Origin of the sequence: Streptomyces sp. NBC_00414, assembly GCF_036038375.1 — a bacterium.
Lineage (GTDB): Bacteria > Actinomycetota > Actinomycetes > Streptomycetales > Streptomycetaceae > Streptomyces.
In genome coordinates this window covers 834188-850519 of sequence record NZ_CP107935.1, presented here as the reverse complement: position 1 = coordinate 850519, position 16332 = coordinate 834188, and the positions used below count along the sequence as shown (strand labels likewise).

General features: G+C 70.9%; 17 protein-coding genes. 12 read left to right on the top strand and 5 right to left on the bottom strand.

Annotated elements, in window-relative coordinates:
- Positions 1-13: 13 nt before the first annotated feature.
- The 9 genes from OHS59_RS03745 (at position 14) to OHS59_RS03705 (ending at position 8488) form a co-directional block, all read left to right on the top strand.
- Positions 14-1387 (top strand): sensor histidine kinase, encoded by a 1374-nt coding sequence (locus OHS59_RS03745; protein WP_328499040.1) that lies wholly within the window; start codon positions 14-16, stop codon positions 1385-1387.
- The gene (locus OHS59_RS03740) at positions 1384-2988 is read left to right on the top strand and encodes a fused response regulator/phosphatase (RefSeq protein ID WP_328491944.1); all 1605 of its coding nucleotides are present in this window, start codon (positions 1384-1386) and stop codon (positions 2986-2988) included. Before OHS59_RS03745 ends, OHS59_RS03740 begins: the two co-directional genes overlap by 4 nt.
- A 50-nt stretch (positions 2989-3038) precedes the next feature.
- The gene (locus tag OHS59_RS03735) at positions 3039-4382 is read left to right on the top strand and encodes a sensor histidine kinase (RefSeq protein WP_328491943.1); all 1344 of its coding nucleotides are present in this window, start codon (positions 3039-3041) and stop codon (positions 4380-4382) included.
- Positions 4379-5071, top strand: a complete 693-nt coding sequence (locus OHS59_RS03730; RefSeq protein ID WP_328491942.1) for a response regulator transcription factor — start codon at positions 4379-4381, stop codon at positions 5069-5071. Before OHS59_RS03735 ends, OHS59_RS03730 begins: the two co-directional genes overlap by 4 nt.
- A 128-nt stretch (positions 5072-5199) precedes the next feature.
- On the top strand, positions 5200-5361 hold the full coding sequence (locus OHS59_RS03725; RefSeq protein WP_210885851.1) for a hydrophobic protein: 162 nt from the start codon (positions 5200-5202) through the stop codon (positions 5359-5361).
- A 258-nt stretch (positions 5362-5619) separates the two neighbouring features.
- Positions 5620-5976, top strand: a complete 357-nt coding sequence (locus tag OHS59_RS03720; RefSeq protein ID WP_328491941.1) for a PRC-barrel domain containing protein — start codon at positions 5620-5622, stop codon at positions 5974-5976.
- Between the two features lie 240 nt (positions 5977-6216).
- Positions 6217-7266 carry an enoyl-CoA hydratase/isomerase family protein gene (locus OHS59_RS03715; protein WP_328491940.1) on the top strand — a complete coding sequence of 350 codons (1050 nt, stop codon included), beginning with the start codon at positions 6217-6219 and terminating at the stop codon, positions 7264-7266.
- Between the two features lie 225 nt (positions 7267-7491).
- Positions 7492-7710, top strand: coding sequence for a CbtB domain-containing protein (locus tag OHS59_RS03710; RefSeq protein ID WP_328491939.1), 219 nt, complete (start codon positions 7492-7494; stop codon positions 7708-7710).
- Between the two features lie 19 nt (positions 7711-7729).
- Positions 7730-8488, top strand: coding sequence for a CbtA family protein (locus OHS59_RS03705; RefSeq protein ID WP_328491938.1), 759 nt, complete (start codon positions 7730-7732; stop codon positions 8486-8488).
- A gap of 39 nt (positions 8489-8527) precedes the next feature.
- On the opposite strand, the gene OHS59_RS03700 is transcribed toward OHS59_RS03705, so the two are convergent.
- From OHS59_RS03700 to OHS59_RS03680, 5 genes are all read right to left on the bottom strand, one after another.
- Positions 8528-9118: a histidine phosphatase family protein gene (locus tag OHS59_RS03700; protein ID WP_328491937.1), complete on the bottom strand. Its 591-nt coding sequence runs from the start codon at positions 9116-9118 to the stop codon at positions 8528-8530.
- 132 nt (positions 9119-9250) lie between these two features.
- The gene (locus OHS59_RS03695; protein WP_328491936.1) at positions 9251-9880 is read right to left on the bottom strand and encodes a CoA transferase subunit B; all 630 of its coding nucleotides are present in this window, start codon (positions 9878-9880) and stop codon (positions 9251-9253) included.
- Positions 9880-10635 (bottom strand): CoA transferase subunit A, encoded by a 756-nt coding sequence (locus OHS59_RS03690; protein WP_328491935.1) that lies wholly within the window; start codon positions 10633-10635, stop codon positions 9880-9882. The genes OHS59_RS03695 and OHS59_RS03690 overlap by 1 nt, the downstream gene beginning before the upstream one ends.
- A gap of 13 nt (positions 10636-10648) precedes the next feature.
- On the bottom strand, positions 10649-11305 hold the full coding sequence (locus OHS59_RS03685; protein WP_328491934.1) for a carboxymuconolactone decarboxylase family protein: 657 nt from the start codon (positions 11303-11305) through the stop codon (positions 10649-10651).
- Positions 11306-11307: 2 nt separating this feature from the next.
- A complete protein-coding gene (locus tag OHS59_RS03680; protein WP_328491933.1) occupies positions 11308-12729 on the bottom strand; it encodes a hypothetical protein in 1422 nt (473 codons plus the stop codon).
- A 298-nt stretch (positions 12730-13027) separates the two neighbouring features.
- Between OHS59_RS03680 and OHS59_RS03675 the strand changes: the two genes are divergently transcribed.
- From OHS59_RS03675 to OHS59_RS03665, 3 genes are read left to right on the top strand one after another with little or no spacing between them, the layout of a single operon-like run.
- Positions 13028-13852, top strand: a complete 825-nt coding sequence (locus OHS59_RS03675; protein WP_328491932.1) for an SDR family NAD(P)-dependent oxidoreductase — start codon at positions 13028-13030, stop codon at positions 13850-13852.
- Positions 13845-14828 carry an amidohydrolase family protein gene (locus OHS59_RS03670; protein WP_328491931.1) on the top strand — a complete coding sequence of 328 codons (984 nt, stop codon included), beginning with the start codon at positions 13845-13847 and terminating at the stop codon, positions 14826-14828. The genes OHS59_RS03675 and OHS59_RS03670 overlap by 8 nt, the downstream gene beginning before the upstream one ends.
- Positions 14825-16237 (top strand): FAD-binding oxidoreductase, encoded by a 1413-nt coding sequence (locus OHS59_RS03665; protein WP_328491930.1) that lies wholly within the window; start codon positions 14825-14827, stop codon positions 16235-16237. The genes OHS59_RS03670 and OHS59_RS03665 overlap by 4 nt, the downstream gene beginning before the upstream one ends.
- Positions 16238-16332 lie beyond the last annotated feature (95 nt).

Genomic DNA, 16332 nt, shown 5'->3' with positions numbered 1-16332 from the left:
GTCCGCCGACCCGGTGGCGTCGTTCGTCCTGTCCTCCGCCCAGGACGTGTTCGGTCTGCGGCGAAGTGCTCAGCAGGCGGCGGCAGCGGTGTCGCTGGACCGGCAGGACCAGGTCCGGCTGGCGACCGCGCTGAGCGAACTGGGTCGGGACCGGCTCGGCTGCCGCGGGCTGGAGGTCTCCTTCAGCCTGGCACCGCCCGGCAGGTCGACGTCCCTCCTCGTCACCTTCACCTGGAGCGGCGGTCGGCCCCCGGCGAAGGAGACGCTCGACCTGGCCGCGAAGCTCGTACGGGTCGACCACGAGATGGGCCGGGCAGGCGGCCGCATCGTCGTCACGCAGCCGTTCGCCGCGGAAGGCGTGAGCACGGCCGAGCGGCACGCCCGCCTGGCGGAAGTCCTCAAGGGCGGCACCCGGTCGACCGAGGCGGACGACCTCCGCGCCCAGACGCGCGACCTCATCGCCACCCTGGAGGAGACCCGCGCCCAGCGGGAGGAACTGCGCCGGCTCAACGAAGAGCTGGAGGAGACCAACCGCGGTGTCCTCGCGCTCTACACCGAGCTGACGCAGGAACTGGAGGCCACCAACAGCGGTGTTCTCGCGCTGCACACCGAACTGGAGGACAAGCGCCACCAGCTGCAGGAGGCGAGCGAGGCCAAGACCCGGTTCTGGACGAACATCAGCCACGAACTGCGTACCCCGGTCAACTCCGTGGTGGCCCTGTCCACCCTGCTGCTGGCCCCCAGTTCCCCCGCTCTCAGCAACGAGCAGCGGGAACAGGTCGAACTCATCGGTTCGTCCGGTCATACGCTCCTGTCCCTCGTGAGCGACCTGCTGGACGTCGCGAAGGCCGAGGCGGGTCACCTCGACATCCATACGGAACCGGTGGATCTGCGTCTGCTGGTCGCCCACCTCAGGGGCCTCATCCTCAGCAGCCACGGCCACGACCGGGTGACCCTCGTCACGCCTCGGGCCGAACAGCAGCCGTCCCTGGTGACCGACGAGACGCTGCTGGTCCGCATCCTGCGCAACCTCGTCTCCAACGCCCTCAAGTTCACCGAGCGGGGCGAGGTGCGCCTCGACATCGAGGTCGACCCCGAACCCTCGGCCCCCGCCGTGCTGTTCACCGTCACGGACACGGGGATCGGCATCCCGCCCGAAGAGCTCGGCCGGGTCTTCGAGGCGTTCTACCAGGTCCGCGGCCCTCACCAGAGCGGCAGGCCGGGCACCGGCCTGGGCCTGCCCTACGCCCGTACGCTCGCCGAACTGCTCGGGGGCTCCCTGACCCTCACCAGTACCGTGGGTGTCGGCACTCGTGTGGAGGTCCGCCTGCCGGATCTCGGCCACGAGTACACGCAGCGATCGCAGAACCGAAAGGCCGGGCCGTGACCGACAGTGCCCAGGAGCGTCTGCCCGCGACCGTCCTGGTCGTCGACGACAACGAGACGAACCTCTACGTCCTCACCAGCTGGCTGCAGCGCGCGGGGCACTGCGTCATCAGCGCCGGTACGGGAGAACAGGGCCTCGCCCGGCTGCACAGCGAACCGGGCGAGCTCCCGGACATCGCGATCATCGACGTCCGGCTCCCCGACATGAGCGGGTTCGAGGTCAGCGAGCGGGTCAAGAGCAACCCGCGCACCGCTCATCTGCCGATCATCCAGATCTCCGCCGCCGCCATCACCCCCGACGACCACGCGGAAGGGCTGAGACGGGGAGCGGACGCCTACCTCGACCAGCCCATCGACCCCGGCGAGCTCCTCGCCACCGTCACCGCCACCCTGCGCTACGCCAGAGCCCGGCAGCGCGCCGAAAAGCTCGCGCAACGCCTCATAGCGCTGAACCAGGCGACACTGGACGTCTACAGTGCCGTCGGCTTCCACTCCTTCGCGTCGGCGGCCACCGGCGGCGCGGCCGCCGTCCTGGACAGCCCGGCCAGCGCGGTGTTCCTCTCGCCCCAGACGCAGGCCGTCCACAGCATGACCGACGACCCGCGGGGCCCCGTACGGATCCATCCCGCACATCCGGGCCTGCTCAAGCAGCTGGCGGCCCAGAGCCTGAACCAGGACACCGGCGTCACGATCGTCCGTGTCCCGCACGGACAGTGGCGGGCCATGCTGCCGGGCGACCACCTCTGCGGCGACGTCGCACTCGCGGTGTCCCGCACCAAGCGCGGCCGTCCCCCTGTCTGCCTGGCCGTCCCCGCGGACGCCCTGCGGAGCGCCGACGACGAGCAGCTCCTGCAGCAACTGGCCAACGCGAGCGCCCTGGCCCTCGAAGCCCTGCGGACCTACAACGAGGAGCACGCCCTGGGCCTGGCGCTGCAACGTTCCTTCCTGCCCAAGGAACTGCCGACCGTCCCGGGTGTCCAGCTGGCCTTCCGCTACCTCCCGGCCTCCGAACACGCGGAGATCGGGGGAGACTTCTACGAAGCGGTGCAGACGGTCAACGGCCTGCTGCTCGCCATCGGGGACGTCGTCGGGCACTCGGTGACGGCCGCGACCGTCATGGGCGAGGTGCGCCACGCGCTGCGGGCCTACGCCGTCGAAGGGCACGCCCCGCACCACATACTGGACCGCCTGGAAACGCTGCTGGGCCAGTCCCAGCCCGGCCTCACCGTCACGCTCTGCCTCGTACTGGTCGAACTGGACGAACGCCGACTGCACATAGCCAACGCGGGCCACATCCCGCCCCTGGTGATCGACCCGGAGAAGGGGCCGCGGTTCCACGACCCCCACGGTCCGCTGATCGGCCTGGGTCTCCCGCATCCGCCGCCCACCGTGGTGGACGCCCCGCCCGGCACCCGTCTGCTCATGGTGACGGACGGTCTCGTCGAGGTACGGGCCGCGCACCTGGACGCCACACTCTCCGAGTTCCGCGAGGCCGTGGCGGACGGGCCGACCGATCTGGAGGAGATGAGCGACCTGCTCCTCGCGCGTTTCGGGCAGAACAAGGACGATGACATCGCCCTGATCACCGCACTGTTCGAGTAAGGCTCCGAGGCCGGATCAACCGGGGGCCGGCGGGAGGCTAGGCTCTGCCTGTGCTCGGATCAGCGGGGTCAACTCTGAGGAAGAACACGCCTGTTCTCGCGGCGCGCTGGGGTGCGCTGGGCGTGGTGAGCCGGGACGCGGTGTTCACCGTGCTGCTCGCCCCGGTGGTGTTCGCACCCGTGACGGCCCCGATCGGCGCACAGTTCGGTGACCTGCCGGAACACTCGTCCGGCCTGCCGGGCGTCCTGGTGACGGCCGCTCTCTGGCTGCCCCTGGTGATCCGGCGCCGGTGGCCCGGTGTGTGCCTCGCGCTGGTCGCGGCCGCGTTCGCCGTTCATCAACTGGTCGGCTATCCGCAGACCTGCGCGAGCCTGGGCCTGTATGTCGCGCTCTACAGCATGGGAGCCCACGGAAGCCGCGCCGAGGGCGTGCGCCGCGCCCTCGCGGTCGCCGTCACGACCACGGCGTTCGCGCTGTTCGCGCTCGGGCTGCACCACAGGGGGTCGCCCCAGGGTGTGCCCGACTTCGTCCTCATGTACGTGATCCTGGTGGTGTGCTGGGCCGTGGGCAGGACGGTACGGGCGCGGCAGGAAGGGGAGGCGGACCGGCGACGGCTTAGCGTGGAGGCGGCGATGGCGCGCGAACGGGCCCGTATCGCAAGGGAGTTGCACGACGTGGTGACGCACCACGTCACCGCCATGGTGGTCCAGGCGGACGCGGCCCAGTTCCTGCTCGCCGACGCGCCCGAGCGGGTGGAGACCGGGCTCGGCGCGATCAGCGACTCCGGGCGGCACGCGCTCACCGACCTCCAGCACCTCCTGGGTGTACTCAAGGCGTCCGGTGGCACGTCCGAGGACACGGCGACCGGCGGGCCCGGAAGCACGGCGACCGCGGCGGACCGTACGCCGGAGCCGGGCAGGCTGAGCGACCTGGTCGAACAGACCCGGACCGCCGGACAGCCCGTGGAGCTGGCGGAGCGGGGCGAGCGGCGGGAGCCCGCCACGGCGGTGGACCTGGCCGCGTACCGCGTGGTGCAGGAAGCGCTGACCAACGCGCTCAAGCACGCCCCGGGCCACCGGACACTCGTCCAGGTCCACTACGGCCGCCACGAGGTGGAGGTCGAGGTGACCACGGAGGGGACGCCCGCCACAGCGAGCGCCCAGCGGCGCAAGCCGCTGGGCAGGGGCGGCGGGCACGGCCTGATCGGGCTGCGCGAGCGGGTGAGCGTGTTCGGCGGTGAACTCCTGGCCGGAGCCCGGCCGGACGGCGGCTTCAGCGTCCACGCCCGCATACCCTCGCCGGGACACGAGGGAGACCCGGGACACGAGGGAACATCGGGCAACGAGGAAGCCGCAGTACATGGGGGAGCCGCGGTACACGGGGGAGAGGCATGACCGGGCTCGGTTCCCCGGCACCGATCAGGGTCCTGGTCTGCGACGACCAGGAACTCGTGAGGACCGGTTACGTCACCATCTTCACGGCACAGCCGGACATCGAGGTCGTGGGGGAGGCCGGGGACGGCCGCACGGCGGTGGAGACCGCGCGACGGCTGCGCCCGGACGTCGTGGTGATGGACATTCGCATGCCCCTGCTGGACGGCATCGAGGCGACCCGGCTGCTCGCCGGCCCCGGCGTCGTCGAACCGATGAAGATCCTGGTGGTCACCACCTTCAACCTCGACGAGTACGTGTACGAGGCGCTGCGGGCCGGCGCGAGCGGCTTCCTACTCAAGGACTCACCCCCGCGCGACCTGGTGAACGGCATCCGGACGGTCGCCGCGGGAGAGTCACTGCTGGCACCCGCCGTCACGCGGCAACTCGTCGGCAAGTTCGCCGACCGGCTCCGCCGACCCCAACGGCACCCCGCTGCACAGGCGTTGGCCGCCCTGGCACCGCGCGAGACGGAAGTGCTGAAACTGATCGCCGAGGGCCTGTCCAACACCGAGATTGCGGACCGGATGGTCATCAGCCGCGAGACCGTCAAGACGTATGTGTCGCGCATCCTGACCAAACTCGATCTGCGCGACCGGGTCCAGGCGGTCGTGCTGGCCCACCGGGTGGGACTCGTCGGCGCCCACGACTGAGTCGGGCCGCGAGGGAACTGAGCGGTGCCGCGGGACTCATGTGCCCACAGGTAAATGTGGGTGTCTCGTGAATTCGTGTGTGTGGACAGAGATCAACCGGGCACACGGTGTTTCGGAGGTTAACAAACATGATTCCCCTGCTTCTTGTTCTCTTGCTGGCCCTGATCCTCTTTGGCGCGGGTTTCGCGCTGAAAATTCTGTGGTGGGTCGCGATCGTCGTACTGGTCCTGTGGCTGATCGGCTTCGTCGCCCGCCCGAAGGGTGGCAGCGGTCGCTGGTACCGCTGGTAGCCGACCACACATCGGCCCAGTTCAGACTGTGTCTGGCGGCGAGTGCCCGGACGGATGTCCGGCGTCGGCGCAAGAGCGTTCCGCCCTCCGGGGAGCCGCAGGGAATCCCGGCTCGAATCGGGTGCGTGAAGCTCTGGGTGCGGGGCACTCGCAGCAAAGTCAGTGGTTATCGAAAATCGCTGTGCACGACGTACGGAAAAAGGGAGGACAAGTGGGGGATCCCCGCTGTCCTCTGTTTACCGGAGGAGTTGTTTTCGCGTGACTGAAAATGTATGGGGTTACAAGTCGACCGCGGGCCGTCTCGCGGGCGTAGACCTTACGGGTTACAAGGTCGAGGCCACGGACGGCAGTATCGGTAAGGTCGACAAGCACTCCGACGAGGTCGGTGACGCTTACCTGGTGGTCGACACCGGTGTGTGGATCTTCGGCAAGGAGGTTCTGCTCCCCGCCAGCACGGTCGTCAGCATCGACCAGGGTGAGCAGAAGATCGTCGTGGACCGCACCAAGCAGCAGATCAAGGATGCTCCGGAGTTCGACCGCGACAAGCACCTGGGCGACCAGGGCTACCGCGACGATCTGGGCACCTACTACGGCAGCGGCGGCCCGCACATCTGAGCCGGACCAGCTCTGAACGACGCGACGGCCCCGGGACTCTCGAAGAGTCCCGGGGCCGTCGCGCTGCCCCGGACCGTCCGGCCCGCGGGCGGCATTGAGAAGATCGCGTGTGACCTGGGCGACCGACGGGTCCTGCCCCGTGCGTCCAGCGGATCCCGGCCCGCGCGCCCACCGGATCCTGGAAGGAACCGACGAGACCATGCACGTCCTCGTGACCCGCGGCCCGACGGAGGTGTGCGGATGACCGGCAGTGAAGAGCCCGTCCTGCTGCACACGGCCGGCCGCTCCGCCCACATCACCCTCAACCGCCCCAGGGCCATCAACGCCCTCAACCACGCCATGGTGCGGCGCATCGACGAGGCACTCACCGCGTGGGAGCGCGACCCGGCCGTGGAGACGGTCGTCATCACCGGGGCGGGGGAGCGCGGCCTGTGCGCGGGCGGCGACATCCGCGCCATTCACGACGACGCCCGTGACGGGGACGGCACCGCCTCGGCCGCGTTCTGGCGCGACGAGTACCGGCTCAACGCCCGTATCGCCCGCTGGTCCAAGCCCTACGTCGCCGTCATGGACGGCATCGTCATGGGCGGGGGCGTCGGCGTCTCCGCGCACGGCGACGTCCGGGTCGTCACCGAACGGTCCAGGATCGCCATGCCGGAGACCGGCATCGGCTTCGTGCCCGACGTCGGCGGCACCTACCTGCTGTCCCGCGCGCCGGGCGAGCTGGGCACGTATCTCGCCCTGACGGGCGCGGCGGTCGGCGCGGGGGACGCCGTGCTGTGTGGGCTCGCCGACCACTACGTACCGTCCGACGCGCTTGCGCGCCTCGTCGACGACCTCGCCGAACTGCCCGTACGGGAGGCGCTGGACCGGCACATGCGGCCCGCGCCGGAGGGGGAGTTCGCCGGTCGGCGGGAGTGGATCGACTCCTGTTTCGCCGCCGACACGGTCGAGGAGATCGTCCGCCGGCTGCTCGACCACGGTGACCCGGCGGCGAAGGAGACCGCGGAGACCCTGCTCTCCAGGTCGCCCACCGCGCTGAAGGTCACCCTGGCCGCTCTGCGCCGCGCCCGGCGGCTCGGCTCTCTGGAGCAGGTGCTTGAGCAGGAGTACCGGGTCTCCCTCGCGGCCCTGTCCATGCCCGACCTGGTCGAGGGCATCCGCGCCCAGGTCATCGACAAGGACCGCGACCCGCGCTGGTCACCGGCCGGCCTCGCCGAGGTCACCGGCACCGACGTGGAACGCTTCTTCGAGCCACTGGGTGGGCGGGAGAGCGGACTCGGACTCTGACGTCGGCGGGTTCTTGCCCACCGGCGGTCTTGGGCACGCACCCGCCGAGGGGTACCGTCACTCTGATATCGACGACGGCAGCACGGAAGCCGGTGGGAATCCGGCACGGTCGCGCCACTGTGAACGGTGCGCCTCCCCTGAAGGGAGCGCGGCGTGAGTCAGACCCGGGGCCGTTGTCATCCGCACCACCGAGACGGGACGCGAGTTCCCGGAGGAGGCCCTTCCATGGCGCAGCATGCCGCCCCGCCGACCACGACCACCGTCGTGCCCGCCAAGCTGCCGCTGAAGGACATCGCTCCCTGGGCGGTGTTCATCGGCATCCTGATGCTGGTCCTGCTGTACTTCGTCGGCGCCGAACAGGGCGCCACCTCCGTCGTCTCAGGCGAGAACGTCCACGAGTGGGTGCACGACGCACGCCACCTGCTCGGCTTCCCCTGCCACTGACGACGGACGCCGTACACCCATGAACTCCGCAACGGTAAGAAACCTGCTCGTGCGGGGCATGCTCGCCGGCCTGGCCGCCGGCGTGCTCGCCCTGGCCGTCGCCTACTTCCTCGGTGAACCGAACGTCGACAGTGCCATCGGCTTCGAGGAAGCCCGCGCCTCCGGCCACGAGCACGAGGTCGAACTGGTCTCCCGCAGCCTGCAGTCCACCGCCGGTCTCGCCACCGGCGTACTGATCTACGGTGTGGCCTTCGGCGGCATCACCGCCCTCGTCTACTGCTTCGCCCTCGGCCGTATCGGCCGTTTCGGCCCCCGGGCCACGGCACTCCTGCTCTCGGGGGTCGCACTGCTCACCGTCTATGTCGTGCCGTTCCTGAAGTACCCGGCCAACCCACCCGCGGTCGGCGACCCCGGCACCATCGGCGAACGGACCACCCTGTACCTCCTCATGACGGTGCTGAGCGTGCTCCTCGCGGTCGCGGCGGTGCTCGTCGGCAAGCGGCTCGCGCCGAGACTGGGCACCTGGTACGCCACCGTCGTCGCCGTCCTCGGCTTCGTCGTCGTGATCGGGTCGGCGTACGCGTTCCTGCCCACCGTCAACGAGGTTCCCGGCGACTTCCCGGCAGCCCTGCTGTGGCGGTTCAGGCTCTCCGCCCTCGCCATGCAGATCACGCTGTGGGGAGCCTTCGGTCTCGTCTTCGGTGAACTCGCCGAACGACTGCTCCACCCGAAACCCCCGACTGTCTCCACGGGCACGACGACACCTGCCCCGCGCTGAGACCGGAGCCGCGAGGCGGTCGGCCCGACTCGCCCTGACTCACCGGTCCGCGGCTGCTCCGGCCGAGTCGAGCGGTTGCCCGAGGCGTAGGTTCCACCGGCCGCTGCGTCCGCTGATCGTGGTGGACGTCAGCGGCGGGACATCGAGCCGCCAGAAAGCCGCGGAAGGCACTCCCAGCACATGCGTCACCGCGGCCCGCACGACTTCCGGCTCGACCACGGCGAGCGTACGGCCGCCCGAGTCCCGGCAGGCCTCCAGCCAGCGCGCCACCCTTCCGCGGATGTCCTCAACGGACTCCCCGCCGTGCGGCGCGGACGCGGGGTCCGCGAGCCATCGGCCCACCGCCTCCGGCTCGACGGCACCGACTTCGGCGAGGGTACGACCCCGCCAGCGCCCCACGTCAAGACCCGCCAACTCCGCTGTCCGAACTGCTTCGAGACCGAGCGCGGCCGCCGTCTCCCGGCAACGCACGGAGGGGGAGGCAATGACGCGGGTGGCCACAGGCAGGAACCCGGCCGCGGCACGGGCCCGCGCTTCCCCACCGGCGTCGATCGAACCCCCGTCGTCGAAGCGCGCCTGACGCAGTGACGCACTCGTGGCGGGCGAGACGAGGGTGACGCGGTGGGTCATGTGCCGCCCACCCGCGCCACCTCGCTGAGCATGTCCATGGTGGCGAATGCTACCGCCGGGCCCGGAACCCATCCCGGAACCGGTCTCGGAACCCATCCCGTACGGAACTCGACGGAACCCGGTTGTCAGGAGTCAGCCCCGCACCGGCGCTCCGGTGCGCGCCGCGACCTCCCGGGCCGTCACACCGGGCGCCCGCTCGACGACGGCCAGCCCCTCCGGCGTGATGTCGAAGACGCCCAGATCGGTGATGACGCGATGCACGCAGGCGCGGCCGGTGAGCGGCAGCGTGCACGCGTCGACGAGCTTCGGCGCTCCGTCCTTGGCGGTGTGCTCCATCAGCACGATCACCCGGCGGGCGCCGTGGACCAGGTCCATGGCACCCCCCATCCCCTTGATCATTTTCCCCGGGATGCTCCAGTTGGCCAGGTCGCCCGCCGAGGACACCTGCATGGCACCCAGGACGGCGGTGTCGATGTGACCGCCCCTGATCATGCCGAAGGACAGCGCCGAGTCGAAGAAGGAGGCGCCGGGCAGGACGGTCACCGTCTCCTTGCCCGCATTGATGAGATCCGGGTCCACCTCCGCCTCGGACGGGTACGGGCCGGTGCCGAGGACGCCGTTCTCCGAGTGCAGGGTCACCCGCACGTCCGGGGGCAGGTGGTCCGGGATCGTCGTGGGCAGCCCTATGCCCAGATTGACGTACGAGCCGTCGGTCAGCTCAGTGGCGGCACGGGCCGCCATCTGCTCACGGGTCCAGGCCATCAGGCGCGTACCGTCCTCTTCTCGATCCCTTTGGCGGTGGCCTGTTCAGTGGTCAGGGGCACGACCCGCTGGACGAACACGCCGGGCAGGTGCACCTCGTCGGGAGCGATGTCTCCCGGCTCGACGAGTTCCTCCACCTCCGCGACGGTGACGCGGCCGGCCATGGCGGCCAGCGGGTTGAAGTTGGCGGCGGCCCTGCGGAAGACCAGATTGCCGTGGGCGTCCCCGCGCCAGGCGCGTACGAGGGCGAAGTCGGTGGTGATGCCGTGTTCGAGGACGTGTGCCCGCCCGGCGAAGGTCCGGGTCTCCTTCACGGGGGAGGAGACGGCCACCGACCCGTCGGTCGCGTACCGCCACGGCAGGCCGCCGTCGGCGACCTGGGTGCCGACACCGGCCGGGGTGTAGAACGCCGGGATGCCCGCGCCCCCGGCCCGCAGCCGTTCGGCGAGCGTGCCCTGGGGCACCAGCTCGACCTCCAGCTCGCCGGAGAGGTACTGCCTCGCGAACTCCTTGTTCTCGCCCACGTACGAGCCGGTCACCCGGGTGATGCGGCCGGCGGCGAGGAGGATGCCGAGCCCCGCGCCGTCGACACCGCAGTTGTTGGACACGACGGACAGTCCGGTGGTGCCCCGCTCGTGCAGCGCGGCGATCACCACGTCCGGAACTCCGCTCAAACCGAACCCGCCGACTGCGAGGGACGACCCGTCGGAGATGTCGTGGACCGCCTCGGCGGCGGTCGGGTGAACCTTGTTCACGGACGGAACTCCTTCACGGACGGAACTCCCCTGTAGACGGACGGAACTCCCCTTTTGGCGGTGCCGGTTCGCCGGAAGGATCCGGTACCGGCACGCGGAACAGGCGTAGTTGAAGGGCGAGCGTGGCGTAGTAGCCGACGAGCGTGGAGAGTTCGAAGAGGGCGCTCTCGCCCAGGGCCGTGCGGGCTTCCGCGTACCAGTCGTCGTCGAGCGGGTCCGAGGAGGTGGCGAGGGCACGGGTGGCCGACCACGCGGCGCGTTCGAACGGGTCGGTGAAACCCGGATCGGCTCCCTCGCGCAGGGCGCGCACGTCCGCCTCGGTGAGCCCGGCGGCCCTGGCCAGTGGTTCATGGGCGTACCGCTCGAAGTCGCTGTCCCAGACGGCGGCCACGACGAGGACGGCCGTCTCGCGCACCCGGGGCGACAGGTCCGTGCGGTAGCGGATCGCCGCGCCCAGGCCCTGTAGGTCGCGGCCCAGTCCTGGGCTGAACAGCATCGCGTTGAAGGGGCCGTTGAGGCGTCCCTCGGTGTCGGTGAGGGCGAACAGCTGGGGGCCGTCGGAGCGTGGACCGCCGGTGATCTCCTCGTACAGGAGCCGTTGGCCGGGGGAGAGGCGGTCGGGGTGCAGGAGGGGGAGCCGAGCGGGGCTGCCGGGCGGGGTCGCGGGCATCGTCATCGCTCCGTACGAGCCGGGGGCTCTGCGGCCTCAGGCGCCTCAACCACCGCAGGCGCCTCGGCCGGCCCGGGTGCCTCGGCCACCTGGGACGCCTCGGCCACCTCGTGCGCGAGTGCCGCGAGGTCGGTATCGGTGAGCAGTCTGGCCTCCCGCGTCATGACGTCGCGGGCCCTGCGCAGGATCTCGTCGACCTGGGCGACCGTGGTGTCGACACCCAGCGCGGCGAGTTTGTCGGCGAGCGTGTAGGGGCCGCTGTCGGGGGTGAAGGGGACCTTGCGCGCGTTGCCGACGAGAGCGGGCTCCAGGCAGTTGTGCAGCAGGGGATCGACCGCGGTCTCCTGGGTGATGAGGTCCATCCCGCCCCAGGAGAAGGCGCTGGTGCCGGTCACCGGGTGGTTCCAGGCCAGGTGATAGCCCGTCAACTCCTCGCCCGCGCGCGCCAGTTCGGTGAGGCGCTCGGTCCTGATCCCGGTGTGCACCCCGTACAGGGCCTCGAAGGCCATTGCGGTGGCGGCCAGATCGGCGTTGCCGGGGCCGCCGCAGTAGCCGTTGACCGACAGTTCGACGACATCGGCGCCGGCCCGGACGGCGGCGACGGCGCAGGCCACGGCCAGTCCGAACGTGTTGTGCGGATGCAGGCCGACCTCGACACCGGGGGCGAGTTCCTTGGTGCGGCCGACCAGATGGGCGTACGCCTCGGGGCTCATGGCTCCGGGGCCGTCGAAGAGGGTCAGCTCGGTCGCGCCCGCGCCCGTCAGCGCGATGACCGATTCGTCGAGGATCTCGTCGGTGAGGTAGGAGACCATCAACATCGGTACGACGGCGCCGAGTCCACGGGAGCGGGCGTGCCGGACGAGGGGCATCGCACGGGCGAGAACGTCGGCACGTCCGTGGGGCGTGGCGGGGTTGCGCCAGTCCTCGCCCCGCCAAGCCTGCTGGTAGACGGCCGGGTTGTAGATGAGCGACGCCTCGCCGAGGCCCTGGACCCAGATCTGCACGGCGTCGTAGCCCGCGTCGGCGGCGCGGTCGATGTCCGCGGTGCTGCGCAGCAGGGGCAGCACCGCCCGGCAGTGGGGGTTCTCGCCCTTGATGACCTCGACCTCGGCGCGCAGCGCGTTGTCGTCACGCCCGGCCAGACCGGCCGTGACCACCTCGTGGACCCCTGCCCCGGCGAGCCGGCGCAGATACGCCTCCTTCGCCTCGGTGGACGCGACGACACCGGGCAGCGTCTCCACCGATCGCAACGTGGCGTCCCGCAGCCGCACCGACCCGGGCATCGGACCCCGTACGTCGGGACGGCGGGTGAGCGGACTCACCGACCAGCGGCCCGGTTCGTACGCGCCCGGCGAGCGCTTGTCGGCCAGTTCCGCACGGAAGCGGGTGATCTCCTCGTCGGTGAAGACGGCCGGCTTGTCCATGGATCCCTCCGGAAACGTACGGGAACGGGTCTGGCTGCGTGCCATTCAAGCATCGCTCGCCATTGTCTGTCGACACTAATGCATTGATCATGGGTGCTGGGCTGCGCATATCCGCACCTCTGTTTACTTTCTGTCGACACTAGGTGAGACTGCCGGACAGTCGGCAGCTTCTCCGGAGGCGTTCCGTGCCGCTCACCGCACCCGCCCGGGGCGAAAGCCGGCCGCACGCCATTCGACCCACGCCCGGGCCGGCGTTCCACCTCACGCCCGGACCGGGCTCGAACCAAGGGAGACCTCCGTGACCCAGGACGTGCCCTCCGCACGGCCCGGCCGCCTGGCCGGGCGGGTTGCCGTCATCAGCGGCGCCGGCAGTGTCGGCCCCGGCTGGGGCAACGGCCGTGCCACCGCCGTGATCTTCGCCCGCGAGGGCGCCACCGTGTACCTCACCGACCGGGACAAGGACGCCCTCGACGTCACCGCGGAGCGTGTTCGCGAGGAGGGCGGCACCGCGCACACCCACCTCCTCGACGTGACCGAACCGGAGGCCGTCGAGGCGTACTTCCAGGAGACGGAACGGCAGGCGGGACGCATCGACATCGTGGTCAACAACGTCGGCGGCTCCCGCGCCGGCGGAGCGGCCGAACTGTCCCTCGACGACTGGGACAGCCAGCTGCGCGTCAACCTCACGAGCGCCTTCCTGGCCTGCAAGCACGTCGTCCCGATCATGCGGCGCGGCGGCGGTGGCTCGATCGTCAACACCGCCTCGGCGTCCGGACTGCGCTGGACCGGCGCCGCTCAGGTGGGCTACGCGGCGGCCAAGGCCGCCGTCATCCAGCTCTCCCGCGTGACGGCCGTGCAGTACGCGCCCGACAGCATCCGCGTGAACACCGTGGTCCCCGGCCAGCTGCACACCCCGATGGTCGAGGCGCGCCTGGCCCATCAGCGTGCCGACGGCGACGTGGACAAGCTCCTCGCCCAGCGGCAGGCCCGTATCCCGCTCGGATTCATGGGCGACGGCCGGGACACGGCGTACGCGGCGCTCTTCCTGGCGTCCGACGAGGCCCGTTTCGTCACCGGCACCGAGATCGTCGTCGACGGCGGAATGACGGCGCGCTGTGACTGAGCCCGCCCTCCACGCGACGCACCCGGCGCCCTCGCCGGGCTGCCCGCCCCCGCACCCGGCCCCCCGCAGACCCACCCTCGTGCTGCCGCCCGGCAGTTGCGACGCGCACTGCCACATCCTCGGCCCCGCCGCGGTCTTCCCCTACGCGCCCGAGCGCACCTTCACCCCCGTCGACGCACCCAAGGAACAGGTCGCGGCCCTCCACGCCCACCTGGGGCTCTCCCGGGCGGTCGTCGTCCAGTCGTCCTGCAACGGCAGCGACCACCGCACGCTCCTGGACGCCCTCACAGCCGGCCGTGGCACGCTGCGCGGAGTCGCCCTCATCGGCGAACGGACCACGCGAGGGGAGATCGAGGAGCTCCACCGGGCCGGAGTCCGCGCGTTCCGGCTCAACTTCCTGCCGCACCTGCGCCAAGCGCCCACCCGCGAGGAGATCGACTCCGTGCTGGAACGTGTCGACGGTCTCGGCTGGGCGGCCGAACTCCACCTCACCGGTGCCGAGGTCGCCGACCACGAAACCCTCATCCGTTCCCTGCCCGGCCGTGTGGTGATCGACCACCTCGCGCGCGTCGACCTCGGCGACGGACCGCACAGCCCCGCCCTGCGGAGCCTGCGCCTCCTCCTCGACTCCGGCGACGTCTGGCTGAAGCTCAGCGGCGTGGACCGGGTCTCCCGGCAGGGGCCGCCCTACGCGGACGCCGTGGCGCTGGCCGCGTCCTTCGTGCGGCAGGCGCCCGACCGCGTCGTGTGGGGCACCGACTACCCGCATGTGAACATCCGGGGCTCCGCTCCGGACGACGGTCTGCTGGTGGACCTGCTCGCCGACATCGCCCCCGACCCCGTGCTGCTGCGCCGGCTCATGGTCGACAACGCGGCCGGACTCTTCGACTTCCCGACCGACCTGACGGATCCGATCGCCCTCACCGACCCGCCGGACCCACCCGACCCGCCCGACCCGCCCGTGGAGCAGACATGAGCCGTGGAACAGACGTGAGCCGCGAAGCAGATACGAGCGACTTCGACGGCACCCTTCTCACCCGGGGTGCCCCCGGATACGAGGAGGCGCGGCTCGGTGCCGTCTGGAACCTGCGCAAGCCCGACCGCCGTCCCGACGCCATTCTCGTGGCCGCCGGTGACCGAGACGTCCAGAAAGGTGTGCGCTGGGCCACGGCTCGCGGACTGCGTGTCTCCGTCCGCTCCGGCGGGCACAGCTGGATCGGCACCGGGATACGGGACGGCGGTCTGCTGATCGACCTCTCCGCCCTGGACGAGGTCATCATCGACGCGCCCCGACGCCGGGCCACCGTCCGCCCCGCCGTCCGGGGCAGCCGCTTCAACGCGCTGCTCGCCGCCGAGGGGCTGGTCTTCCCCAGCGGACACTGCCCCTCCGTGGGAGTGGGCGGATTCCTGATCGGCGGCGGCTACGGCTGGAACTCCCGGGCGCTGGGGCCCGCCTGCTTCAGCGTGGAGGCGGTCGACGCCGTCCTGGCCGACGGCACCCTGGTGCACGCCACCGACGAGACCCACCCCGACCTCATGTGGGCCGTGCGCGGCTCGGGACCGGGCTTCTTCGCGGTGGTGACACGCTTCCACCTGCGAGTGTATCCGGCGTACGACCAGATCCTGCGCAGCGCGTACGTGTTCCCGCACGAGCTGCGCGACGAGGTGCTGGCCTGGACGTACGAGGCCGTGCCCGGGATCTCCGATTCCCTGGAGATGTCCGCCAAGGTCGCCCACACCGCAGGGTCGGCGTGGCCCACCACGATGATCACGGCGGCAGCTTTCTGCGCACCGGGGGAGGGCCCGGAGATGCTGGAGCCCTTGGAGAGGGCACCCTTCCTGCGCCACGCGCTGCGCAGGATCGAGCGGGTGCCGTCGACCCTGGACGACCTGTACGCCCTCTCGGACGGTCTGACTCCGCAGGGCAGGCGGTACGCGGTCGACGGAGTGTGGACGGACGCGCCGGTCCAGGACGTGCTCGACGCCGGCCGTGACGTGCTGGACGGGCTCCCGGGCCAGGACAGCTTCCTGCTCTGGATGCTCTGGGGCGGCCAGGCGCTCCGGGAGAACGCCTGCTGGTCCACTCAGGCCCGGCTGTACTTCTCCCCGAACGCCGTATGGCACGACCCCGCCGACGACCTGCGCAACGAGACCTGGGCCCATGACGGGCTGCGGGCCATGGCCCCGGTCGCGCACGGCACCCAGTTCGCCGACGCCAATCCCGCCGACCGGCCCGACCACGGGCTGGAACCGGAGCAGACCGCACGGCTGGAGGAACTGCGGCGCCGGTACGACCCCCAGGGACTGTTCCGTACGTATCTGTCGCCCGACGAGTCCACCACCGCCCTGGCCATGCATCGGCGCCACGGCGGTGTTCGCGACTGAGCGACCACTAGTGTCGACAGAAAGCCGAAATTATCGGCGTACAGCCCCTTGACCTCCATTTTGTGTCGACAGTACCGTTCGGAATGTCTGCACCA

Excerpts from the sequence above, each read along its gene's own strand:
- OHS59_RS03730 (WP_328491942.1), top strand. The coding sequence starts at position 4,379 with ATGACCGGGCTCGGTTCCCCGGCACCGATCAGGGTCCTGGTCTGCGAC.
- OHS59_RS03725 (WP_210885851.1), top strand. The coding sequence starts at position 5,200 with ATGATTCCCCTGCTTCTTGTTCTCTTGCTGGCCCTGATCCTCTTTGGC.
- OHS59_RS03715 (WP_328491940.1), top strand. The coding sequence starts at position 6,217 with ATGACCGGCAGTGAAGAGCCCGTCCTGCTGCACACGGCCGGCCGCTCC.
- OHS59_RS03710 (WP_328491939.1), top strand. The coding sequence starts at position 7,492 with ATGGCGCAGCATGCCGCCCCGCCGACCACGACCACCGTCGTGCCCGCC.
- OHS59_RS03705 (WP_328491938.1), top strand. The coding sequence starts at position 7,730 with ATGAACTCCGCAACGGTAAGAAACCTGCTCGTGCGGGGCATGCTCGCC.
- OHS59_RS03700 (WP_328491937.1), bottom strand. The coding sequence starts at position 9,118 with ATGACCCACCGCGTCACCCTCGTCTCGCCCGCCACGAGTGCGTCACTG.
- OHS59_RS03695 (WP_328491936.1), bottom strand. The coding sequence starts at position 9,880 with ATGGCCTGGACCCGTGAGCAGATGGCGGCCCGTGCCGCCACTGAGCTG.
- OHS59_RS03685 (WP_328491934.1), bottom strand. The coding sequence starts at position 11,305 with ATGCCCGCGACCCCGCCCGGCAGCCCCGCTCGGCTCCCCCTCCTGCAC.
- OHS59_RS03680 (WP_328491933.1), bottom strand. The coding sequence starts at position 12,729 with ATGGACAAGCCGGCCGTCTTCACCGACGAGGAGATCACCCGCTTCCGT.
- OHS59_RS03665 (WP_328491930.1), top strand. The coding sequence starts at position 14,825 with ATGAGCCGTGGAACAGACGTGAGCCGCGAAGCAGATACGAGCGACTTC.